This is a genomic window from Achromobacter sp. 77 (assembly GCF_020541125.1).
Lineage (GTDB): Bacteria > Pseudomonadota > Gammaproteobacteria > Burkholderiales > Burkholderiaceae_B > Achromobacter > Achromobacter mucicolens.
Genome location: NZ_CP059848.1, coordinates 1,985,737 through 2,002,965, shown reverse-complemented (window position 1 = coordinate 2,002,965; position 17,229 = coordinate 1,985,737). Strand labels below are relative to the sequence as shown.

Below are 17,229 nucleotides of genomic sequence, written 5' to 3'. Positions count from 1 at the left end.
GTGACCGCGGACCATGCCGCAGTGTTGATCGCAGCCAATCGTCGAACCGATCGTCGGCTTGAAATAATAGCCGACATAATAGGGCAATTTTCTGCCCGTCAGTCTACCCGCAAGACACCTTGCACGCCGCCGGCAAGCGCCTTTTCGCGGGTTTCAGCCAATGGCAGGTTGCGGTAGGTCAACGCGCGCAACAGCATCGGGGTGTTGAGACCCGCGAGTACACAGCACTGGATGCCCTGGGCCTGCGCGTCGGCGACCGCGCGCTTGGAAATATTGGCGGGGGTGGCGCCGATCAGGTCGGTCAGCACCAGCACGCCCGAGCCGTGGTCCTGTTCGAGGATGTCTTTCAGGACATCCGGCGCCAGGTCGTCCGGCTGATCTTCCGGCTGGATGTCGTGAATAGCCAGCATGCCGTCCAGATCGCCCATGACGTGGCTCGCGCATTCGCGCATTGCGGCGCCCAGGGGCGCATGCACGACGATCACAATACCCGTGGTCATGTCGGTTCCGGAAAATCAGGCTGCAACGGCGGCAGCGCCTGCAGCCTTGGCCGCCACCGCTTTCTCGAGCGCCTGCACGAACATGCCGGCCACATCGAAACCGGTCTGCTCGGCAATTTCGACGAAACAGGTGGGGCTGGTGACGTTGACTTCGGTGACGAAGTCGCCGATGACGTCCAGGCCAACCAGAAGCAGGCCGCGGGCGGCCAGCTTGGGCGCCACGGCTTCGGCGATCTGGCGGTCCCGGGGGGAGAGCTCCTGGGCGACACCGCGGCCGCCGGCGGCCAGATTGCCGCGCGTTTCGCCAGCCAACGGGATGCGCGCGAGCGAATACGGCACGGGTTCACCGCCGATCAGCAGGATGCGCTTGTCGCCCTTGACGATGTCCGGAATGAAGCGCTGCGCCATGATGGTGCGCGCGCCGTTGTCGGTCAGCGTCTCCAGGATGGCGTTCAGGTTGGGGTCCTTGGGCTGCAGGCGGAACACGCCCGTGCCGCCCATGCCGTCCAGCGGCTTGACGATGACATCCTGGTGCTTGTCATGAAACGCCTTGAGGCGAGCCATGTTGCGGGTCACCAGCGTCGGGGCGGTGAACTCGCTGATCTCGGTGATGGCCAGTTTTTCGGGGTGGTTGCGGATGGCCGCGCCGCCGTTGAACACGCAGGCACCCTGCGCCTCGGCATATTCGAGCAGATGCGTGGAATACACGTATTCCATGTCGAACGGGGGGTCTTTGCGCATCACGACCGCGCCAAAATCCGCAAGCGGCAGATCCTGAGGGGCGGATTCGCGCCACCAGTCGTGGCCGTGCAGGTCGGCATCGGCGACGAGCTCGATCGGGGTGGTCTGCGCCTTGACGACGCCCGCCTCGATGTAGAGGTCGCCCTGCATGGCCACGCTGAGCGTATGGCCGCGCGCCACGAGGGCACGCATCATGGCGACCGAACTATCCTTGTACGCCTTGAGCAGCGGCAAGGGATCCAAAACGAACAAAACGTGCATCGCGACACCCTGAACGGACGCCGCCTCCCCTGCTGGGAAGGCGGCTATGCTTTGTGACATCGTAGCGTAGAGCCAGCCAATAAGCGAACCCGCCGGTCACGAGACGGACACGGCGGGTTGCAGGACTGGGCGGCTGGGCCCTGCCTGTCGGTACGGCTGGGACTCAGGCTGCCGATTCAGGCTTGCCTGCAGGCACAGCCTTCTTTTTCGGCGCCAGCACCATGACCATCTGACGGCCTTCGAGCTTGGGCATGGCTTCGACCTGGGCAAGCTCCAGGAGATCGTCGCGCACGCGCTCAAGGACGCGCATGCCAAGTTCCTGGTGAGCCATTTCGCGGCCGCGGAAGCGCAGCGTGACCTTGGCCTTGTCGCCTTCCTCGAGGAAGCGGCGCAGGTTGCGCAGCTTGACCTGATAGTCGCCCTCGTCGGTCGCCGGGCGGAACTTGACTTCCTTGACCTGGATGACCTTTTGCTTGGAGCGGGCTTCGGCCTGGCGCTTTTGCTCTTGGTACTTGAACTTGCCGTAGTCCATCAAACGGCAGACCGGGGGCTCGGCGTTCGGCGCGATTTCCACCAGATCCACGTCGTTTTGCTCGGAAAGACGGAAGGCGTCGGCAATCTTGACGATGCCCAGCTGTTCTCCGTCCAGACCTATCAGGCGCACCTCGGGGACGCGGATTTCACCGTTGATGCGATTGGCTTTTTCAGTGGCGATGTTGAAAGCTCCTAGAAATGTTAAGCAGCGCTGCTATCAAGTCGGTTGGACGTCGCGGCGGGCGGCCACGTCGTCGGACAACCGGGAAACGAAGTCGTCGAAGGGGATGGCGCCAAGATCCAGGCCGCCCAGTCCGCGTACGGCAACAGTGCCGTTTTGCTTTTCCTTGTCGCCGACGACAAGAATGTACGGCACCTTTTGCAGGCTGTGTTCCCGGATTTTACGAGTGATTTTTTCACCGCGCAAATCGGACTCGACTCTAAAGCCTTGTTTTTTCAGGCTTTGCGTGATTTGCGCCGCATAATCGGCCGAAGGTTCGGAAATGCAGCACACAACTGCTTGCACAGGCGCCAGCCACGGCGGCATGGCGCCGGCGTGGTTTTCGATCAACATCCCGATGAAGCGCTCGAGCGAACCGAGGATCGCGCGGTGCAGCATGACGGGCGGGCGGCGCTGGTCGTTCTGGTCCACGTACTCGGCGCCCAGGCGCACGGGCATGGAGAAGTCGACCTGAATCGTGCCGCACTGCCAGTGACGGCCGATGGCATCCTTGAGGGTGTATTCGACCTTCGGGCCGTAGAAGGCGCCCTCGCCCGGCGAGATTTCGAATTCGCAGCCCGTGCGGCGCAGGCTTTCCATCAGGGCGGCTTCGGCCGTATCCCAGACTTCGTCCGTGCCGATCCGCTTTTCAGGGCGCGTGGCAACCTTGTACAGGACTTCGGTAAAGCCGAAATCGCGGTAGACCTTTTGCAGCAGCGCCGTGAAATCGGCGCATTCGTCCTGCAGTTGCTCTTCGGTACAGAAGATGTGACCGTCGTCCTGCGTAAAGCCGCGCACGCGCATCATGCCGTGCAGCGAGCCGGAGGGCTCGTTGCGGTGGCATTGGCCGAATTCGCCGTAGCGCAGGGGCAGTTCGCGGTAGGAGTGCAGGCCCGCATTGAAGATCTGCACGTGGCCCGGGCAGTTCATCGGCTTCAGGCCATAGACGCGGTTTTCGGACTCGGTCGTGAACATGTTTTCACGGTAGTTGTCCCAGTGGCCCGTCTTCTTCCAGAGCGAAATATCCAGAATCTGCGGCGCCTTGACTTCCTGGTAGCCGTTGTCGCGGTACACGCTGCGCATGTACTGCTCGACCTGCTGCCACAGGGTCCAGCCCTTGGGGTGCCAGAAGATCAGGCCCGGGGCTTCGTCCTGGAAGTGGAACAGGTCGAGTTCGCGGCCGATCTTGCGGTGGTCGCGACGCTCGGCCTCTTCGAGCATGTGCAGGTAGGCTTCCTGTTCTTCCTTGGTCGCCCAGGCGGTGCCGTAGATGCGCTGGAGCATCTCGTTCTTGCTGTCGCCGCGCCAGTAGGCGCCGGCCACCTTCATCAGCTTGAAGACCTTGAGCTTGCCGGTGGACGGCACGTGCGGACCGCGGCACAGGTCGATGAAGTCGCCTTCGCGGTACAGGCTGAGCGTCTCGTTGGACGGGATCGAGGCGATGATTTCCGCCTTGTACTTTTCGCCGATGCCCTTGAAGAATTCGACGGCGTCGTCGCGCGACCATTCTTCGCGTGTGACGATTTCGTCCTTCTTGGCCAGTTCGGCCATCTTCTTTTCGATGGCGGTCAGGTCTTCGGGCGTGAAGGGGCGCTTGTACGAGAAGTCGTAGTAGAAGCCGTTGTCGATCACGGGGCCGATGGTGACCTGGGCGTCCGGGAAGAGCTCTTTGACGGCGTAAGCCAGCAGGTGAGCCGTCGAGTGGCGGATCAGATCCAGGCCGTCCGCGTCCTTGGCCGTCACGATGGCCAGCCGGGCGTCTTGCGCGATCCGGAAACTGGTGTCGACGAGCTTGGATTCCGCGCCGTCGAACGTCACGCGGCCGCCCAGGGCAGCCTTCGCCAGGCCCGTACCGATCGATTGCGCCACTTCGGCGACCGTGACCGGTCCCGGAAATTGGCGCTGCGAACCATCGGGCAATGTGATCTGTACCATCGGGAGTGCTTCCTGGGGTTCTTGGAACTGAAAAACGAAAACAGAAACGAAAAACGCGGCTTCAAAGCCGCGTTCATTTGATTGTCTTGATGAGTCCTACCGCTGACCTGACACGGTGAAACCCGACGCACGAAAAAACTAACGCGACATGGGGCGAAAGTTCCGGGTCGTAGTTCGTGCGGGCGGGAAAAGCATGTTTTGAGCCTGTGGGTGCGCGCGCGAAGCGCAGCGCAAATCAAGGTGCAGCAAGACAAATGCAGCCGAAATAGCTGCATGGATCGTTGCCGATTGTAGCACCGTTTGCGCCCTGCCCGTGGCGAAAACGCCACGGAGGATTGCAGGGCGACGCGGGGGACCGCAACGGATCAATTGCGCCGAGTGCATCGGTCTGATTTTGCCTCGTTTGGCGACCCAAACGCGCGCCGACCACGTAATCTGCCCACCAATTTCAGGGCTGCTCAAGGAAACGCGCCACGCGACCGCCCCTCGTGGCCGCCCGGATCGCCCTGAACCCCCATCCGATCGTGGAGCAACGATGAATTGCGTTTCAGAGACTGCAAGCCAGATGACCGGCGGCTCGCTTCACGGCCCGTTTATCGCGCCGGAGGACGGCTTTGAAACCCGAAAGCACCTGCTGCTGTCGCGGCCGCCGCCCGTCATCCGGGTCGCGGTCCTGGACGACCATCCCGTGGTGGCGTTGGGCATCGGCGCGTTCCTCGAAAGCCGGCCTGGCTTTCATGTCGTTCATCGCGAAACCTCCGCGCGCGCGTTGCTGGAAAAACTGGCGAAGCAGCCGTGCGACGTCGCACTCATCGATTTCTATCTGCCGCTGGAACCCTGCGACGGCGTCAACTATCTGCGGCGGGTGCGCCGCTACCACCCCAGCATGGCGGTCATCACGTTTTCGGCCGGCAACCGGCAAGAGACCGAGTACGCGGCATACCGCGCCGGCGCCGCCGGCTATCTGGCAAAGCAATGGGGGCTGGTCTTGCTGCCGGACATGATCCGCGGCGTCATCGAGGCCAAGGCGCCCTTTCTGACGGTAGAGGACGGAAAGATCCGCTGCATGGAGCCGACGGCGCCGCACGCGTTGTTGACGACTTCGGAAGTGGAAATCCTGCGCCACATCAGGCAGGGGATGTCGGTGACGCAGATCGCCGAACGGCTGGTGCGCAGCAAGAAGACAGTCAGCACGCACAAGCGCCGCGCCATGCGCAAATTGGGACTGTCCGATGATTTGTCGCTGGCGCTGTACCTGCGCGACAAGTTTGCCGAATGAGCGCGCGGCGCCCTGGCCGCGCGCCGGTCAGATGATGCGGGAGTACCTGGCGGTCGGCATGGCCGAGCGCAGGTATTTGTCGAAGGTCATGGCCACCGCCCGCACGAAATACCAACCCAGGCCGGTAACGCGCAGTTCTCCGAGGTGCAGGTTCACCAGGCCCAGTTCGGCCAGGCTGGCCATCTGCGAGAGCTCTCGGCTGAAGTAGTCGCCGAACTGCAGGCCGTGCTTGGTTTCGATCCGCGAGAAGTCCACCCGGCCTTGGCACATGATGTCCATGATGACCTCGCGGCGGACCAGGTCGTCGGCGCTGAGCGTCAGGCCGCGCTCGACTGCGAACTTTCCGGATTCAATGGCCGCGTAGTATTCGTCAAGGATCTTCGCGTTCTGGCTGTAGGTGTCGCCAATGCGTCCGATGGCCGACACGCCCAGCGCGATGAGGTCGCGATCCGGCTGCGTGCTGTATCCCTGGAAATTGCGGTGCAGTTCACCGCGTTGCTTGGCAATGGCCAGCGCGTCGGTGTTCAGCGCGAAATGGTCCATGCCGATGTAGGTGTAGCCCTGGTTCAGGAAGCCCTGAATGGCCGAACTGAGCAGGCCAACGCGCGTCTCGCGATCGGGCAGGTCTGCTTCGTTGATGCGGCGCTGCGGCTTGAAGCGTTCGGGCAGGTGGGCGTAGGCGTAGAGCGCAATGCGGTCGGGGCGCAGCGCGATGACCTGTTCGATCGTGCGGGCAAACGACGCCGCGGTTTGCAGCGGCAAGCCATAGATGAGATCGACGTTGACCGACGCATAGCCCAATGCCCTGGCGCTGTGCATCAGCGCGGCGACGTCATCGAACGACTGAACCCGATGCACCGCCACCTGCACCCGTTCGTCGAAATCCTGCACGCCGAAGCTCAGGCGGTTAAACCCCAGCTGCTGCAGGAACGCCAGGCGCTCGGGCGTTGCAGTGCGCGGATCGACTTCGACGGAGATTTCGGCGTCGGGCTGGAAATGGAAGGCGCCGCGCAGATCGCCCATCAGGCGCGCCAGTTCCTCGTTGGACAGGAATGTGGGCGTGCCGCCCCCGAAATGCAGCTGCGACACCGGCACGCCGGGGCCGAGTTCTTGCACGTGCAAGGCGATTTCGCGGGACAGGGCATCCAGGTAGCGGGCGGCTCGGTCATGGTGGCGGGTCACCACCTTGTTACAGGCGCAGTAATAACAGACCGATTCGCAGAACGGGATGTGTACGTAGAGCGACAGCGGCTCGGCCGGACTGGTTGCGCGCCGCTGTTGCAAGGCAAGCCGGTAGTCTTGCTCGGCGAAGCCCCCGTGGTAGCGGTCCGCCGTGGGATACGAGGTGTATCGCGGCCCGTTCTTGTCCAACCGGGCCAGCAGTTGGGGAGGAAAAAACGGCTCGGCGGTGGCGGGCGCCGGCGATTCCAAAGATTGAGGGCGTAGAGCGGCTTGCATAACGCGGATTATTCGCCTGCCCCGCGCCCTTTACATTGATCTTGCGCAAACCGAGCGCAACGCATCTGCCGTTGGGCAAGCTTTGCCGGGCCGTTACCGGCCCGCGCCCTGCCCCGTAAAATGCCGCGATTCCCGCAGCAAACAAGGACCCCTAATGGAAACCGAACTGGAAGGCCGTCTGCTGGCCATGCGCCAGGCGCTGGCGATCGCGATCGCCCTATCCACCCGCAGCAGCCCCCAGGCCACCGACATGGCGCTGGAACTGCTGGGCGACCTGAAAGCCAATCTGGACAACACGCCGGCGGACAGCCCCTTCGACAAACCGGAATGGGTGATGGGCGCGCACGACGAACTGGACGGCATCGCCCGGCTGGTTCGCGCTTTCACGCAGACGCCCGAACCGGACGACGAAGCGTAGCAAACCCGGCATCCCGCCGCCCTGCCCCGGCGGCGGACCTCAAAGGGCCGGTTCACTGGCCTGACCACCAGACGAACAGCGGTGGAATCCCTCACATCGTTTTCCCTGAAAGCGCCAGTTTTCCCTTTTTTTTCAATGGCGAGGTGCCTATATTGGTGGCCTGACCACCAGGCCAAGCCCCCGCCCGATGAGCACCTTCCAAGCCGTCGCCGTCACCCGTCTGTATCGCATGATCGCCGACCAGATCGCCGGACGTATCCGGGCCGGCGACTTCCCGCGCGGTCGGCGTTTGCCGTCGGAGCGGGACCTGGCCGAACAACTGCAGGTCAGCCGCGCGTCGATCCGCGAAGCGCTGATCGCGCTTGAAATCGAGGGCTACGTCGAGGTCCGCGTGGGCACCGGCGTGTTCGTGGCGGACAAGGAAGGCGCCGGCATGGCGGCCGCCGCCGGAACACCGCCCAGCGCGGCGCCGGGCGTCGACGACATCGGCCCGTTCGACCTGCTGGAAGCGCGCCTCATCATCGAACCCGAATGCGCGGGCATGGCGGCGCAGCATGCCACGGCCGCCCAACTGGCGGCCATCCTCGACGCCCACGACGGCATGTCCCTGACGGATTCGCCAGGCCGGCATGACCGGGAGTTTCACGGCGCGATCGCCGCCGCCTGCGGCAACGCCGCGCTGGCCGCTGCCGTCGCCCATCTGTGGAACCTGACCCAATCCAGCTCGGTGTACCGGCGGATGCAGGACTATTTCGTCGATGCCAAGGTGTGGGCCGTGGCCCACGCCGAACACCAGCGCATCCTGACCGCGATCGTGGCGCGCGACCCCATTCGTGCGCGGCACGCCATGCACGCTCACCTGCTTGGCATCCTGGCGCGCCTGCGCGAGGATTTTGGCGACGTTTCCCACCCCCGAGGCGACCTATGACGACACCCCCTCTGTCCATCAACGGCAACCGGCTGTGGCAGTCCCTGATGGATCTTGCGCAGATCGGCGCGACGCCCAAGGGCGGCAACTGCCGCCTGGCGCTCACGGCGCTCGATGGCCAGGGCCGCGATCTGGTGACCGGCTGGATGCGCGACGCCGGCATGACGGTGCGGGTGGATCAGGTGGGCAACATCTTCGCCCGGCGCGCGGGCCGCAATGACAGCCTGCCGCCCGTGATGACGGGCAGCCATATCGACACCCAACCTACCGGCGGCAAGTTCGACGGCTGTTACGGGGTGCTGGCCGGTCTTGAAGTGATCCGCACGCTCAATGACGCGGGCGTGACGACCGAGGCCCCGCTGGAAGTGGCCATCTGGACCAACGAGGAAGGCTCGCGCTTCGTACCCGTGATGATGGGATCGGGCGTCTTTGCCGGCAAGTTTCCGCTGGAAACCGCGCTGTCGGCGCGCGACGCGCAGGGCATCAGCGTGCGCGACGAACTTCAGGCCATTGGTTACGCCGGCGCCGACCCCGTCGGCGGACGCCCGGTGGACGCCTACTTCGAGGCGCATATCGAACAGGGTCCGATCCTGGAGCACGAGGAAAAGACGGTCGGCGTCGTGACGGGCTCGCTGGGCCTGCGCTGGTACGACGTCACCGTGACCGGCATGGAAATGCATGCCGGCCCGACGCCCATGCCGATCCGCCGCGACGCGCTCTTCGCCACCAGCTTCCTGCTGCAAGCCGTGGTGAACATTGCCAACACCCATCAGCCTCATGGGCGCGGAACCGTGGGCGAGATCCACGCGTATCCGGGATCGCGCAACGTCATTCCGGGGCAGGTCCGTTTCACCACCGACCTGCGCCACGAAGATGAAGCGACGCTGGACCGCATGGACCGGGACTGGCGGCGCATCTGCGACGACATTGCGGTCGCGCACGGCGTTCGCGTCGACGTGAAGGACGTGCAGTACTTTCCGCCCACGCCGTTCGATCCCGATCTGGTCGACAAGGTGCGCAAGGGCGCCGCGGACCGCGGCCTGCCCGCCATGAACATCGTCACGGGCGCCGGACACGATGCCGTCTACATGGCTGCTGTGGCGCCCACCGCGATGATCTTCGTGCCGTGCAAGGACGGCATCAGCCACAACGAAATCGAAGACGCCCGGCCCGAGCATCTGGAAGCCGGCTGCAACGTGTTGCTCGACGCCATGGTGGCGCGAGCCAATGCGCCCCAAGCCGCCACCGCAGACATGGCCAAGCACCACTGAATTCTCCGCATTGGTGCGCGGCGCCTTAACCAGCACCTGAACGAAGCATTGTTGCAGCAGCTCCACCCGCAGTACCCGAGAAACGCAGGTGGCATGAGGTTTGCTTGATCCGGCACGGCGATCGCCGCGTCCGAGCGGCCGCCTGTCCGACCCTTTCCAGCCCGGAGGCTCGCAGTGAAATCGAAAAACTGGTTTTCCCTAAGCATCGGCGCATTGGTCCTTGCGGCCGCGCTGCCCGCCACGCAGGCCTTGGCTCAGACCAAGGGCGGCACGCTGAACATGATCGTCCAGCCCGAACCGCCGGTGATCGTCACGGCCATCAATCAGCAGGGGCCGACGCAATTCGTCGCGGGCAAGATCTACGAGAGCCTGCTGACCTACTCCACGGACCTCAAGCCGCAGCCCGGACTGGCCAAGTCGTGGGAGGCCGCCGCCGATGGACTGACCTACACCTTCCACCTGCAGGACAACGTGAAGTGGCATGACGGCAAGCCGTTCACGTCCGAGGACGTGGTGTTCTCGCTGGCGGACATGCTGCCCAAGACCCACGCGCGTGCCCGCGTCATTCTGAACAAGTTCGTCGAGTCCGTGCAGGCGCCCGACGCCAAGACCGTGGTCATCAAGCTGAAGACGCCGTTTCCGGCCTTCATGCTGATGTTCGAACCCGGTTTTGCGCCGATGATGCCCAAGCATCTGTACGCCGGCACGGACTACATGACCAACCCGGCCAACCAGAAGCCCGTGGGCACCGGCCCGTTCGTCTTCAAGGAATGGAAGCGCGGCGAATACATCAAGCTGGCGCGCAATCCCGATTACTGGAAGCCGGGCAAGCCGTATCTGGACGAGCTGGTGTTCAACGTGATTCCGGACGCGGCGTCGCGCGCCGTGGCCTTCGAGCGCGGCAGCGTGGACGTGCTGCGCGGCGGCGACGTGGACAACGTCGACATCAAGCGCCTGCGCGGCCTGCCCAACGTGGAATACACGACCGCGGGCTGGGAAATGTTCTCGCCGCAGGCCTACCTGATCTTCAACATGCGTAAGCCGCCCTTCGACAACCTGAAGGTGCGCCAGGCGGTCATGGCGGCCATGAACCGCAACATGGTGGTCAACAACATCTTCTTCGGTCTGGGCAAGGTGTCGACCAGCCCCTTCGTGACCACCGAGATGTTCTACGACAAGAACATGCCGCCGATGCCGTTCGACATGAAGAAGGCGCGCGCGCTGATCAAGGAATCGGGCATCAAGCCCGGCGACTACACGATCCGCCAACTGAGCTTCCCGTACGGCTCGACGTGGGACCGGCTGGGTGAATACACCAAGCAGGCGCTGGAACAGCTTGGCTTCAAGGTGAACGTGGAATCCACCGACGCGGGCGGCTGGGCAAGCCGCACCGGCAACTGGGACTTCGACCTGACCACCACCTTCACGTACCAGTACGGCGACCCCGCGCTGGGCGTGCAGCGCTTGTATATCTCGTCGAACATCGTCAAGGGATCGCCCTTTGCCAATGTGCAGGGCTACAGCAACCCCGAGACCGACAAGCTGTGGGAGGCCGCCGCCTCCGAGGTCGATCCGGCCAAGCGTCAGGCCCTCTACACCCAGATCCAGACGACGCTCGTCAACGAGGTCGCCAATGGCTTCCTGGTCGACATGGAGTTTCCGACCCTGTATCGCGCCAACGTGAAGAACCTGGTCAAGACCGCCATCGGCTTGAACGAGTCGTTCGACGACGTCTACCTCGAGAAGAAGTAAGCGCCCCCGGTGCGCCGCCGCGGATCCCGTGTCCGCGGCGGCGCCCGGCTGCGCGGCGGGCAGAGTTGCCGCGAGGCACGTCCGTCCTGAAAGGACCCGAGCATGAGATTCCTGTCTTTCCTGCTGTCCCGCATCGGCAAGGCCCTGGTGGTGGTGCTGGGCGTGGTGATCATCAATTTCTTCCTGATACGGCTTGCGCCCGGCGATCCCGCCGCCGTGCTGGCCGGCCAGGCCGGCGCGGGCGACGCCGCCTACGTGGACCAGCTGCGTGTCGCCTTCGGCCTGGACAAGCCCGTCCTGACGCAGCTTTTTCTCTACCTGAAGGGCGTGGTGCAGCTGGATCTGGGCTTTTCGTACCGCAACCACGTGCCGGTGCTGGACCTGATCGTCGAGCGCCTGCCCGCCACGTTCCTCCTGATGTCGTGCGCCTTCGTGTTTTCCATCGTGCTGGGCGTGCTGCTGGGCGTGGTGGCGGCCAAGGCGCGCTATCGCAACAAGCGCCGCTGGATCGACAGCTCGGTGATGACCGGCGCCCTGTTGCTCTACGCCACGCCGCTCTTCTGGCTGTCGCTGATGGGCATCCTGCTGTTTTCGGTGGTGCTGGGCTGGCTGCCGGCCTTCGGCATGGAGACCGTGGGCGCAAACCTGACCGGCTGGGCGCGCGCGGGCGACATCGCCCTGCATCTCATCCTGCCGACCGTGACGCTGGGCTGCTTCTTCATGGCCGTCTACGTGCGGCTGACTCGCGCGTCGATGCTGGAAGTGATCGGCATGGATTTCGTGAAGACGGCGCGCGCCAAGGGCGTGAGCCCCAGCCGCGTGATCCGCGCGCACGTCCTGCGCAACGCGCTGCTGCCGGTCATCACGTTTGCCGGCATCCAGCTGGGGCAGATGGCGGGCGGCGCGGTGCTGACCGAGACCGTCTTCGCGTGGCCCGGCATCGGACGCCTGATGTTCGACGCCCTGCTGCAACGCGACTACCAGCTTCTGCTGGGCATCTTCCTGGTCACCTCCATCATGGTCGTGGTCTTCAACCTGCTGACCGACGTGCTGTACCGCCTGATCGATCCGCGCATCGGCGCGGGTGCGCAGCAAGGAGCCTCCGCATGAAGTCATTCGCCCGACGTTACCTGCGCAACTACGGGGCGGTGGCCGGCCTGGTCATCATGCTGATCGTGGTGGCCGTGGCCCTGGCGGCGCCGCTGCTGTACGAAGAGTCGCCCTGGATGATGGTGGCCGACCCGCTGATCCCGCCGTTCACCAATGCGGACTATCCGTTCGGCACGGACATGCTGGGCCGCGACATCACCGCGGGACTGGTGTGGGGCGCGCGCGTGTCGCTGATGGTGGGCCTGCTGTCCACCGCCGTCGCGCTGCTCTTTGGCATCGTGGTCGGTTCGATAGCCGGCTACTGCGGCGGCCGCGTGGACGACGCACTGATGCGGTTCACCGAGTTTTTCCAGACCATCCCGCAACTGGCGATGGCCGTGGTGCTGGTCGCCATCCTGAGCCCGTCGGTCTATTCGATCATGGGCGCCATCGCGGTGGTGTCCTGGCCGCCGGCCGCGCGGCTGGTCCGCTCGGAATTCATGACGCTCAAGCAGCGCGAATTCGTGCAGGCCGCGATCGTCATCGGCCAGACGCCGGTCCGCATCGTGGGCACGCAGATCCTGCCCAATGCCATGTCGCCCATCATCGTGTCGGCCTCGTTCATGGTGGCGACCGCGATCCTGACGGAGTCGTCGCTGTCGTTTCTGGGCCTGGGCGACCGCAACCTGATGAGCTGGGGTTTCATGATCGGCGCGGCGCGCACCATGATCCGCGAGGCCTGGTGGATGAGCGTGTGGCCCGGGGTCGCCATCCTCTTGACCGTGCTGGCCATCAACCTGATCGGCGAAGGCCTGAACGACGCCCTCAACCCGCAACTGCGCAAGCGCGGCGAATAGGAGGCCGGCATGAATGAAAACCTGACAACCCCGCCGCTCCTGTCGATCCAGAATCTGACCATCGCATTGCCCAAGGGCGGCGACCGTCCTTACGCGGTAGAGGACGTGTCGTACGACATTCGCGCCGGTGAAATCCTGTGCATCGTGGGCGAATCGGGCTCGGGCAAGTCGATGAGCGCCAACGCCATCATGGGACTGCTGCCCGATTACCTGACGCCGCAGGCCGGGCGCATCCTGTTCCGCGGCCAGGACCTGCTGCAACTGGACGAACCCGCCCTGCAGGCCATGCGCGGCAAGGACATGGCGATGATCTTCCAGGAGCCGCTGTCGGCCCTGAACCCGCTGATGACGGTGGGCGAACAGATCAGCGAGGTGATGCGCGTGCATAACGCCTACCCCGGCGCAGAACGCTTGAAGCGCACGCTCGAACTGCTGGATTTCGTCGGCCTGCCGGATCCGGCCACGCTGTATCACGTGTATCCGTTCCGCTTGTCCGGCGGGCAGCGCCAGCGCGTGATGATTGCGATGGCGCTGGCGCTGGAGCCCGCGCTGTTGATCGCCGACGAGCCCACGACCGCCCTGGACGTGACCACCCAGGCGCAGATCCTGGCGTTGATCGCGCGCATCCAGAAGGAAAAGGGCATGGGCGTGATGTTCGTCACGCACGACTTCGGCGTGGTGGCCGAGATTGCCCATCGCGTCGCCGTCATGGAAAAAGGCATTCTGGTGGAGCAAGGCCCGGCCAGCGAAGTGCTCAACCGCCCGCGCCATCCCTACACCCAGCGCCTGATCGCGGCCGTGCCGCATCGGCGCGGCGAGGAGCGCGCCGGAGTTGCCGACGACACGCCAGTGCTGGAGGTCAAAGATCTGAAAAAGACCTACGTGATCGGCCACGGATGGCTGGGCAACAAGCGCCAGGTGCACGCGGTGGACGGCGTGAGCTTTGCCGTGCGGCGCGGCGAGACGCTGGGCATCGTGGGGGAATCCGGTTCGGGCAAGTCCACGATCGGCAAATGCCTGCTCAAGCTTGTCGGCATCAATGGCGGCCAGCTGCTATTTAACGGCCAAGACATCGCCACGCTGCCCGAATCGCGCTTTCGGCCGATGCGGCACGAGATCCAGATGATCTTCCAGGACCCATTCGCCTCGCTCAATCCCCGGCACACGGTGGGCCGCATCATCAGCGACGGCCCGGTCGCCAATGGCGTCCCGCGCGCGCAAGCCGAAGCCCGGGCGCGCGAACTGCTGTCGCTGGTGGGCATGGACCCGTCCGCCTTTGACCGCTATCCCAACCAGTTTTCGGGCGGCCAGCGCCAGCGCATCGGCATCGCGCGCGCGTTGGCGCTGGAGCCCAAGGTGCTGGTGGCCGACGAATCGGTGTCGGCGCTGGACGTGTCGGTTCAGGCGCAGGTGCTGCAACTGCTGCACGACCTGCAGCAGCGGCTGAAGATTGCGCTGGTGTTCATCACCCATGACCTGCGCGTGGCGGCGCAGATCTGCAATTCGGTGCTGGTCATGCATCGCGGCAAGGTGGTGGAGTACGGATCGCCGTCCCAGATCTTCGACAACCCGCAGCATGCCTACACCCGCCAGCTGATCGCCGCCGTGCCGGGCCAGCATTGGGACCCGACCAAGGCGCAGGCCGCCTGACCGGACATCGCCTCAACCTTGAATCCAGGAGAACCGCTATGCAACGCCCCGCCGCCATCCCCACCGTGCAGATCGACAACGAACTGGTCACCGTCACCGAATGGCGCTTTCCGCCGGGCGGCGAGACGGGCTGGCACCGTCATGGCATGAACTACGTGGTGGTCCCGCAGACCACCGGCCCCTTGCTGCTGGACACGCCCAACGGCCAGGTCACCAGCCAGCTCACCACGGGGGTGGCGTATTACCGGCCGGTGGGCGTGGAACACAACGTCATCAACCCCAGCGACACGGAATTCGTGTTCGTCGAGATCGAACTCAAGCAGGCATGAGCCCCACGCATCTGGCAGCGACCGTGACGGTCTGAGCGAGGATATCCATGAAGGCGTTTTTTTCCGAAGAACAGTTGCTGCATTCGCCCCGGCAATTCATGCGGCTGGGCCGCATCAGCGCCCCCACCGACCTGCCGTCGCGCGCTGAGAGCCTGCAGCAGGCGCTGGCCGCCCGCGGCGTGAAGGTCGAAGCGCCATCCGACTATGGCCGCAAGCCGCTTGAACACGTGCACAGCACGGATTATCTGGACTACCTGGAAACCGCCTTTGCGCGCTGGCAGGCCCTGAAGGCGCCGGGCGTCGATCCCGGTCCGGAAGTGCTGCCCAATCTTTCGCCCTACTACAACGGCCGCATCGATGCCGCCGGACGGGGCCCCTGCCCGTCCCCGTCCATCGTGGCGCAAACCGGGTATTACCTGAGCGACCTCGCCTGCCCCATCGGGCCGCAGACCTGGCGCTCGGCGCTGCGGTCCACGCATAGCGCGCTGGCGGCGGCGGACCATGTGGCGAGCGCCGGTGGCGTGGCCTACGCGCTTTCGCGGCCCTCCGGCCACCATGCCCATCGCGACCGCGCTGGCGGCTTCTGCTACCTGAACAACAGCGCCGCCGCGGCAAGCCGCCTGTTGCAGACGTGGTCGAAAGTGGCGGTGCTGGATGTGGATGCGCATCATGGCGATGGCACGCAGAACATCTTCTATCACCGGGCGGACGTGATGACCGTCTCGCTGCACGCCGATCCGGCCGGGTATTACCCCTTCTATACCGGCTACGCGCACGAGCGCGGGCACGGCGCGGGCGAAGGCTACAACCTGAACCTGCCACTGGCGCACGGCTGCGGCAACGCGGAATTCCTGCAGGCGCTGGACACCGCGCTAGATGCCCTGGCGGGCTATGCGCCGCAGGCGCTGGTCCTGCCGCTGGGATTCGACACCTACAAGGACGACCCGATCAGCGTGCTCAGGCTGGACATCGACGCGTACCGCGACATCGGCGCGCGCGTCGCCGGTTTGCGCGTGCCCACCGTCGTGGTGCAGGAAGGCGGCTACATGGTCGAGGCGATCGGGCCCGCGCTGGATGCGTTTCTTGAAGGCTTTGGCCGTGGCGGCAAATGAAGGCACGCGCCAGACTGGCGTCCTGCTGTTCTTCGCGGCGCTAGTGGCGTTCGCCACCTTCGATGCGGGCGCCAAGCAGCTTCTGGAACGCTATCCGGCGCCCTTTCTGAACGTGATGCGCTACCTGGCGGTGGTGACGCTGGCGATGGGCATGCTGTGGCGCCACGGCCGCGGCCTGCGGCTGCGCGACGCGCCGGAAAAGCCCCTGCTGGTGCTGCGCGGTGTCATGCTGGCCACGGTGGCCACGTGCTTCATGACCGCGCTGATCTGGATGCCGCTGTCCGAGGCCACCGCCATTTACTTCACCGCCCCGCTCATCATGGTGGCGCTGTCGCCGTGGCTGCTGGGCGAACGCGTCCGGGCGGCGCAATGGGGCGCCGTTGCCGCCGGCTTTGCGGGCATGCTGCTGATCGTGCGGCCCGGCGGCGACCTGCCCCTGCTGGGCACGTTGCTGATGGCGGTGTCGGCCGTCAGCTACGCGATCTTCCAGGTGCTGACCCGCAAACTGTCGAATAAGGTGCCGGGGCCGGTGCAGTATGCGTACACGGCCTTCATCTGCCTGATCGTGACCGCGCTGCCCGCGCCGTTCTTCCTGCCCGACCCCTGGCCCGGAACGGCCGATACCGTCATCATCCTTGCCCTGGGCGCCTGCAGCGGCCTGGCGCAGATCCTGCTGATCGCGGCCTTCCAGCGGGTTCCGGCGGCAACGCTGGCGCCCCTGAACTACTTCCAGCTGCTGCTGGCGCTGGGCTTCAGCACGTTCTGGTTCCAGCGCCCGCCAGACGCGCTGGCGCTGGCGGGCATGGGGCTGATCATCGCGGCCGGGGTCTTTCTGGCGCTGCGACCTGTCAGAAAGCCATCGGCGCCGGCCGCTTGAACAGGCGCGGCGCCTCTT

The 17,229-nt window shown here is 64.9% G+C and carries 16 protein-coding genes; 11 read left to right on the top strand and 5 right to left on the bottom strand.

Translation table 11 applies throughout. From position 1 onward, the window contains the following. Positions 1-98: 98 nt before the first annotated feature. From H4P35_RS09165 to thrS, 4 genes are all read right to left on the bottom strand, one after another. A complete protein-coding gene (locus tag H4P35_RS09165) occupies positions 99-500 on the bottom strand; it encodes a PTS sugar transporter subunit IIA (protein WP_226848707.1) in 402 nt (133 codons plus the stop codon). Positions 501-515: 15 nt separating this feature from the next. Continuing rightward, positions 516-1,502, bottom strand: a complete 987-nt coding sequence (gene gshB, locus H4P35_RS09160) for a glutathione synthase (RefSeq protein ID WP_062841882.1) — start codon at positions 1,500-1,502, stop codon at positions 516-518. Positions 1,503-1,665: 163 nt separating this feature from the next. Further along, complete coding sequence (infC, locus tag H4P35_RS09155; protein ID WP_076812461.1) at positions 1,666-2,217, bottom strand: translation initiation factor IF-3; 552 nt, start codon at positions 2,215-2,217, stop codon at positions 1,666-1,668. 36 nt (positions 2,218-2,253) lie between these two features. Next, on the bottom strand, positions 2,254-4,191 hold the full coding sequence (thrS, locus tag H4P35_RS09150) for a threonine--tRNA ligase (RefSeq protein WP_062841883.1): 1,938 nt from the start codon (positions 4,189-4,191) through the stop codon (positions 2,254-2,256). A gap of 565 nt (positions 4,192-4,756) precedes the next feature. On the opposite strand from thrS, the gene H4P35_RS09145 reads away from it, so the two are divergent. Then, positions 4,757-5,470, top strand: a complete 714-nt coding sequence (locus tag H4P35_RS09145; RefSeq protein WP_056315872.1) for a response regulator transcription factor — start codon at positions 4,757-4,759, stop codon at positions 5,468-5,470. 27 nt (positions 5,471-5,497) lie between these two features. Here the strand turns inward: H4P35_RS09145 and hemN are convergent, their stop codons facing one another. Then, entirely contained in the window at positions 5,498-6,928 is a 1,431-nt protein-coding gene (gene hemN, locus H4P35_RS09140) for an oxygen-independent coproporphyrinogen III oxidase (protein WP_226848704.1), read from the bottom strand. A 154-nt stretch (positions 6,929-7,082) separates the two neighbouring features. Between hemN and H4P35_RS09135 the strand changes: the two genes are divergently transcribed. From H4P35_RS09135 to H4P35_RS09090, 10 genes are all read left to right on the top strand, one after another. After that, positions 7,083-7,346 (top strand): hypothetical protein, encoded by a 264-nt coding sequence (locus H4P35_RS09135; RefSeq protein ID WP_056315870.1) that lies wholly within the window; start codon positions 7,083-7,085, stop codon positions 7,344-7,346. 187 nt (positions 7,347-7,533) lie between these two features. Further along, complete coding sequence (locus H4P35_RS09130; RefSeq protein WP_226848702.1) at positions 7,534-8,274, top strand: FadR/GntR family transcriptional regulator; 741 nt, start codon at positions 7,534-7,536, stop codon at positions 8,272-8,274. Next, positions 8,271-9,545: a Zn-dependent hydrolase gene (locus H4P35_RS09125; RefSeq protein ID WP_056315867.1), complete on the top strand. Its 1,275-nt coding sequence runs from the start codon at positions 8,271-8,273 to the stop codon at positions 9,543-9,545. The genes H4P35_RS09130 and H4P35_RS09125 overlap by 4 nt, the downstream gene beginning before the upstream one ends. A 174-nt stretch (positions 9,546-9,719) precedes the next feature. Beyond that, entirely contained in the window at positions 9,720-11,297 is a 1,578-nt protein-coding gene (locus H4P35_RS09120) for an ABC transporter substrate-binding protein (RefSeq protein WP_062841886.1), read from the top strand. 102 nt (positions 11,298-11,399) lie between these two features. Continuing rightward, positions 11,400-12,407 carry an ABC transporter permease gene (locus H4P35_RS09115; RefSeq protein ID WP_056315866.1) on the top strand — a complete coding sequence of 336 codons (1,008 nt, stop codon included), beginning with the start codon at positions 11,400-11,402 and terminating at the stop codon, positions 12,405-12,407. Next, on the top strand, positions 12,404-13,243 hold the full coding sequence (locus tag H4P35_RS09110) for an ABC transporter permease (protein WP_226848701.1): 840 nt from the start codon (positions 12,404-12,406) through the stop codon (positions 13,241-13,243). Before H4P35_RS09115 ends, H4P35_RS09110 begins: the two co-directional genes overlap by 4 nt. Positions 13,244-13,252: 9 nt before the next feature. Further along, on the top strand, positions 13,253-14,893 hold the full coding sequence (locus H4P35_RS09105; protein ID WP_226848700.1) for an ABC transporter ATP-binding protein: 1,641 nt from the start codon (positions 13,253-13,255) through the stop codon (positions 14,891-14,893). Positions 14,894-14,931: 38 nt separating this feature from the next. Beyond that, positions 14,932-15,222, top strand: coding sequence for a cupin domain-containing protein (locus tag H4P35_RS09100; protein WP_142049609.1), 291 nt, complete (start codon positions 14,932-14,934; stop codon positions 15,220-15,222). Between the two features lie 47 nt (positions 15,223-15,269). Beyond that, positions 15,270-16,334: a histone deacetylase family protein gene (locus H4P35_RS09095; protein ID WP_152383956.1), complete on the top strand. Its 1,065-nt coding sequence runs from the start codon at positions 15,270-15,272 to the stop codon at positions 16,332-16,334. Further along, a complete protein-coding gene (locus tag H4P35_RS09090) occupies positions 16,297-17,211 on the top strand; it encodes a DMT family transporter (RefSeq protein ID WP_370638961.1) in 915 nt (304 codons plus the stop codon). The genes H4P35_RS09095 and H4P35_RS09090 overlap by 38 nt, the downstream gene beginning before the upstream one ends. Positions 17,212-17,229 lie beyond the last annotated feature (18 nt).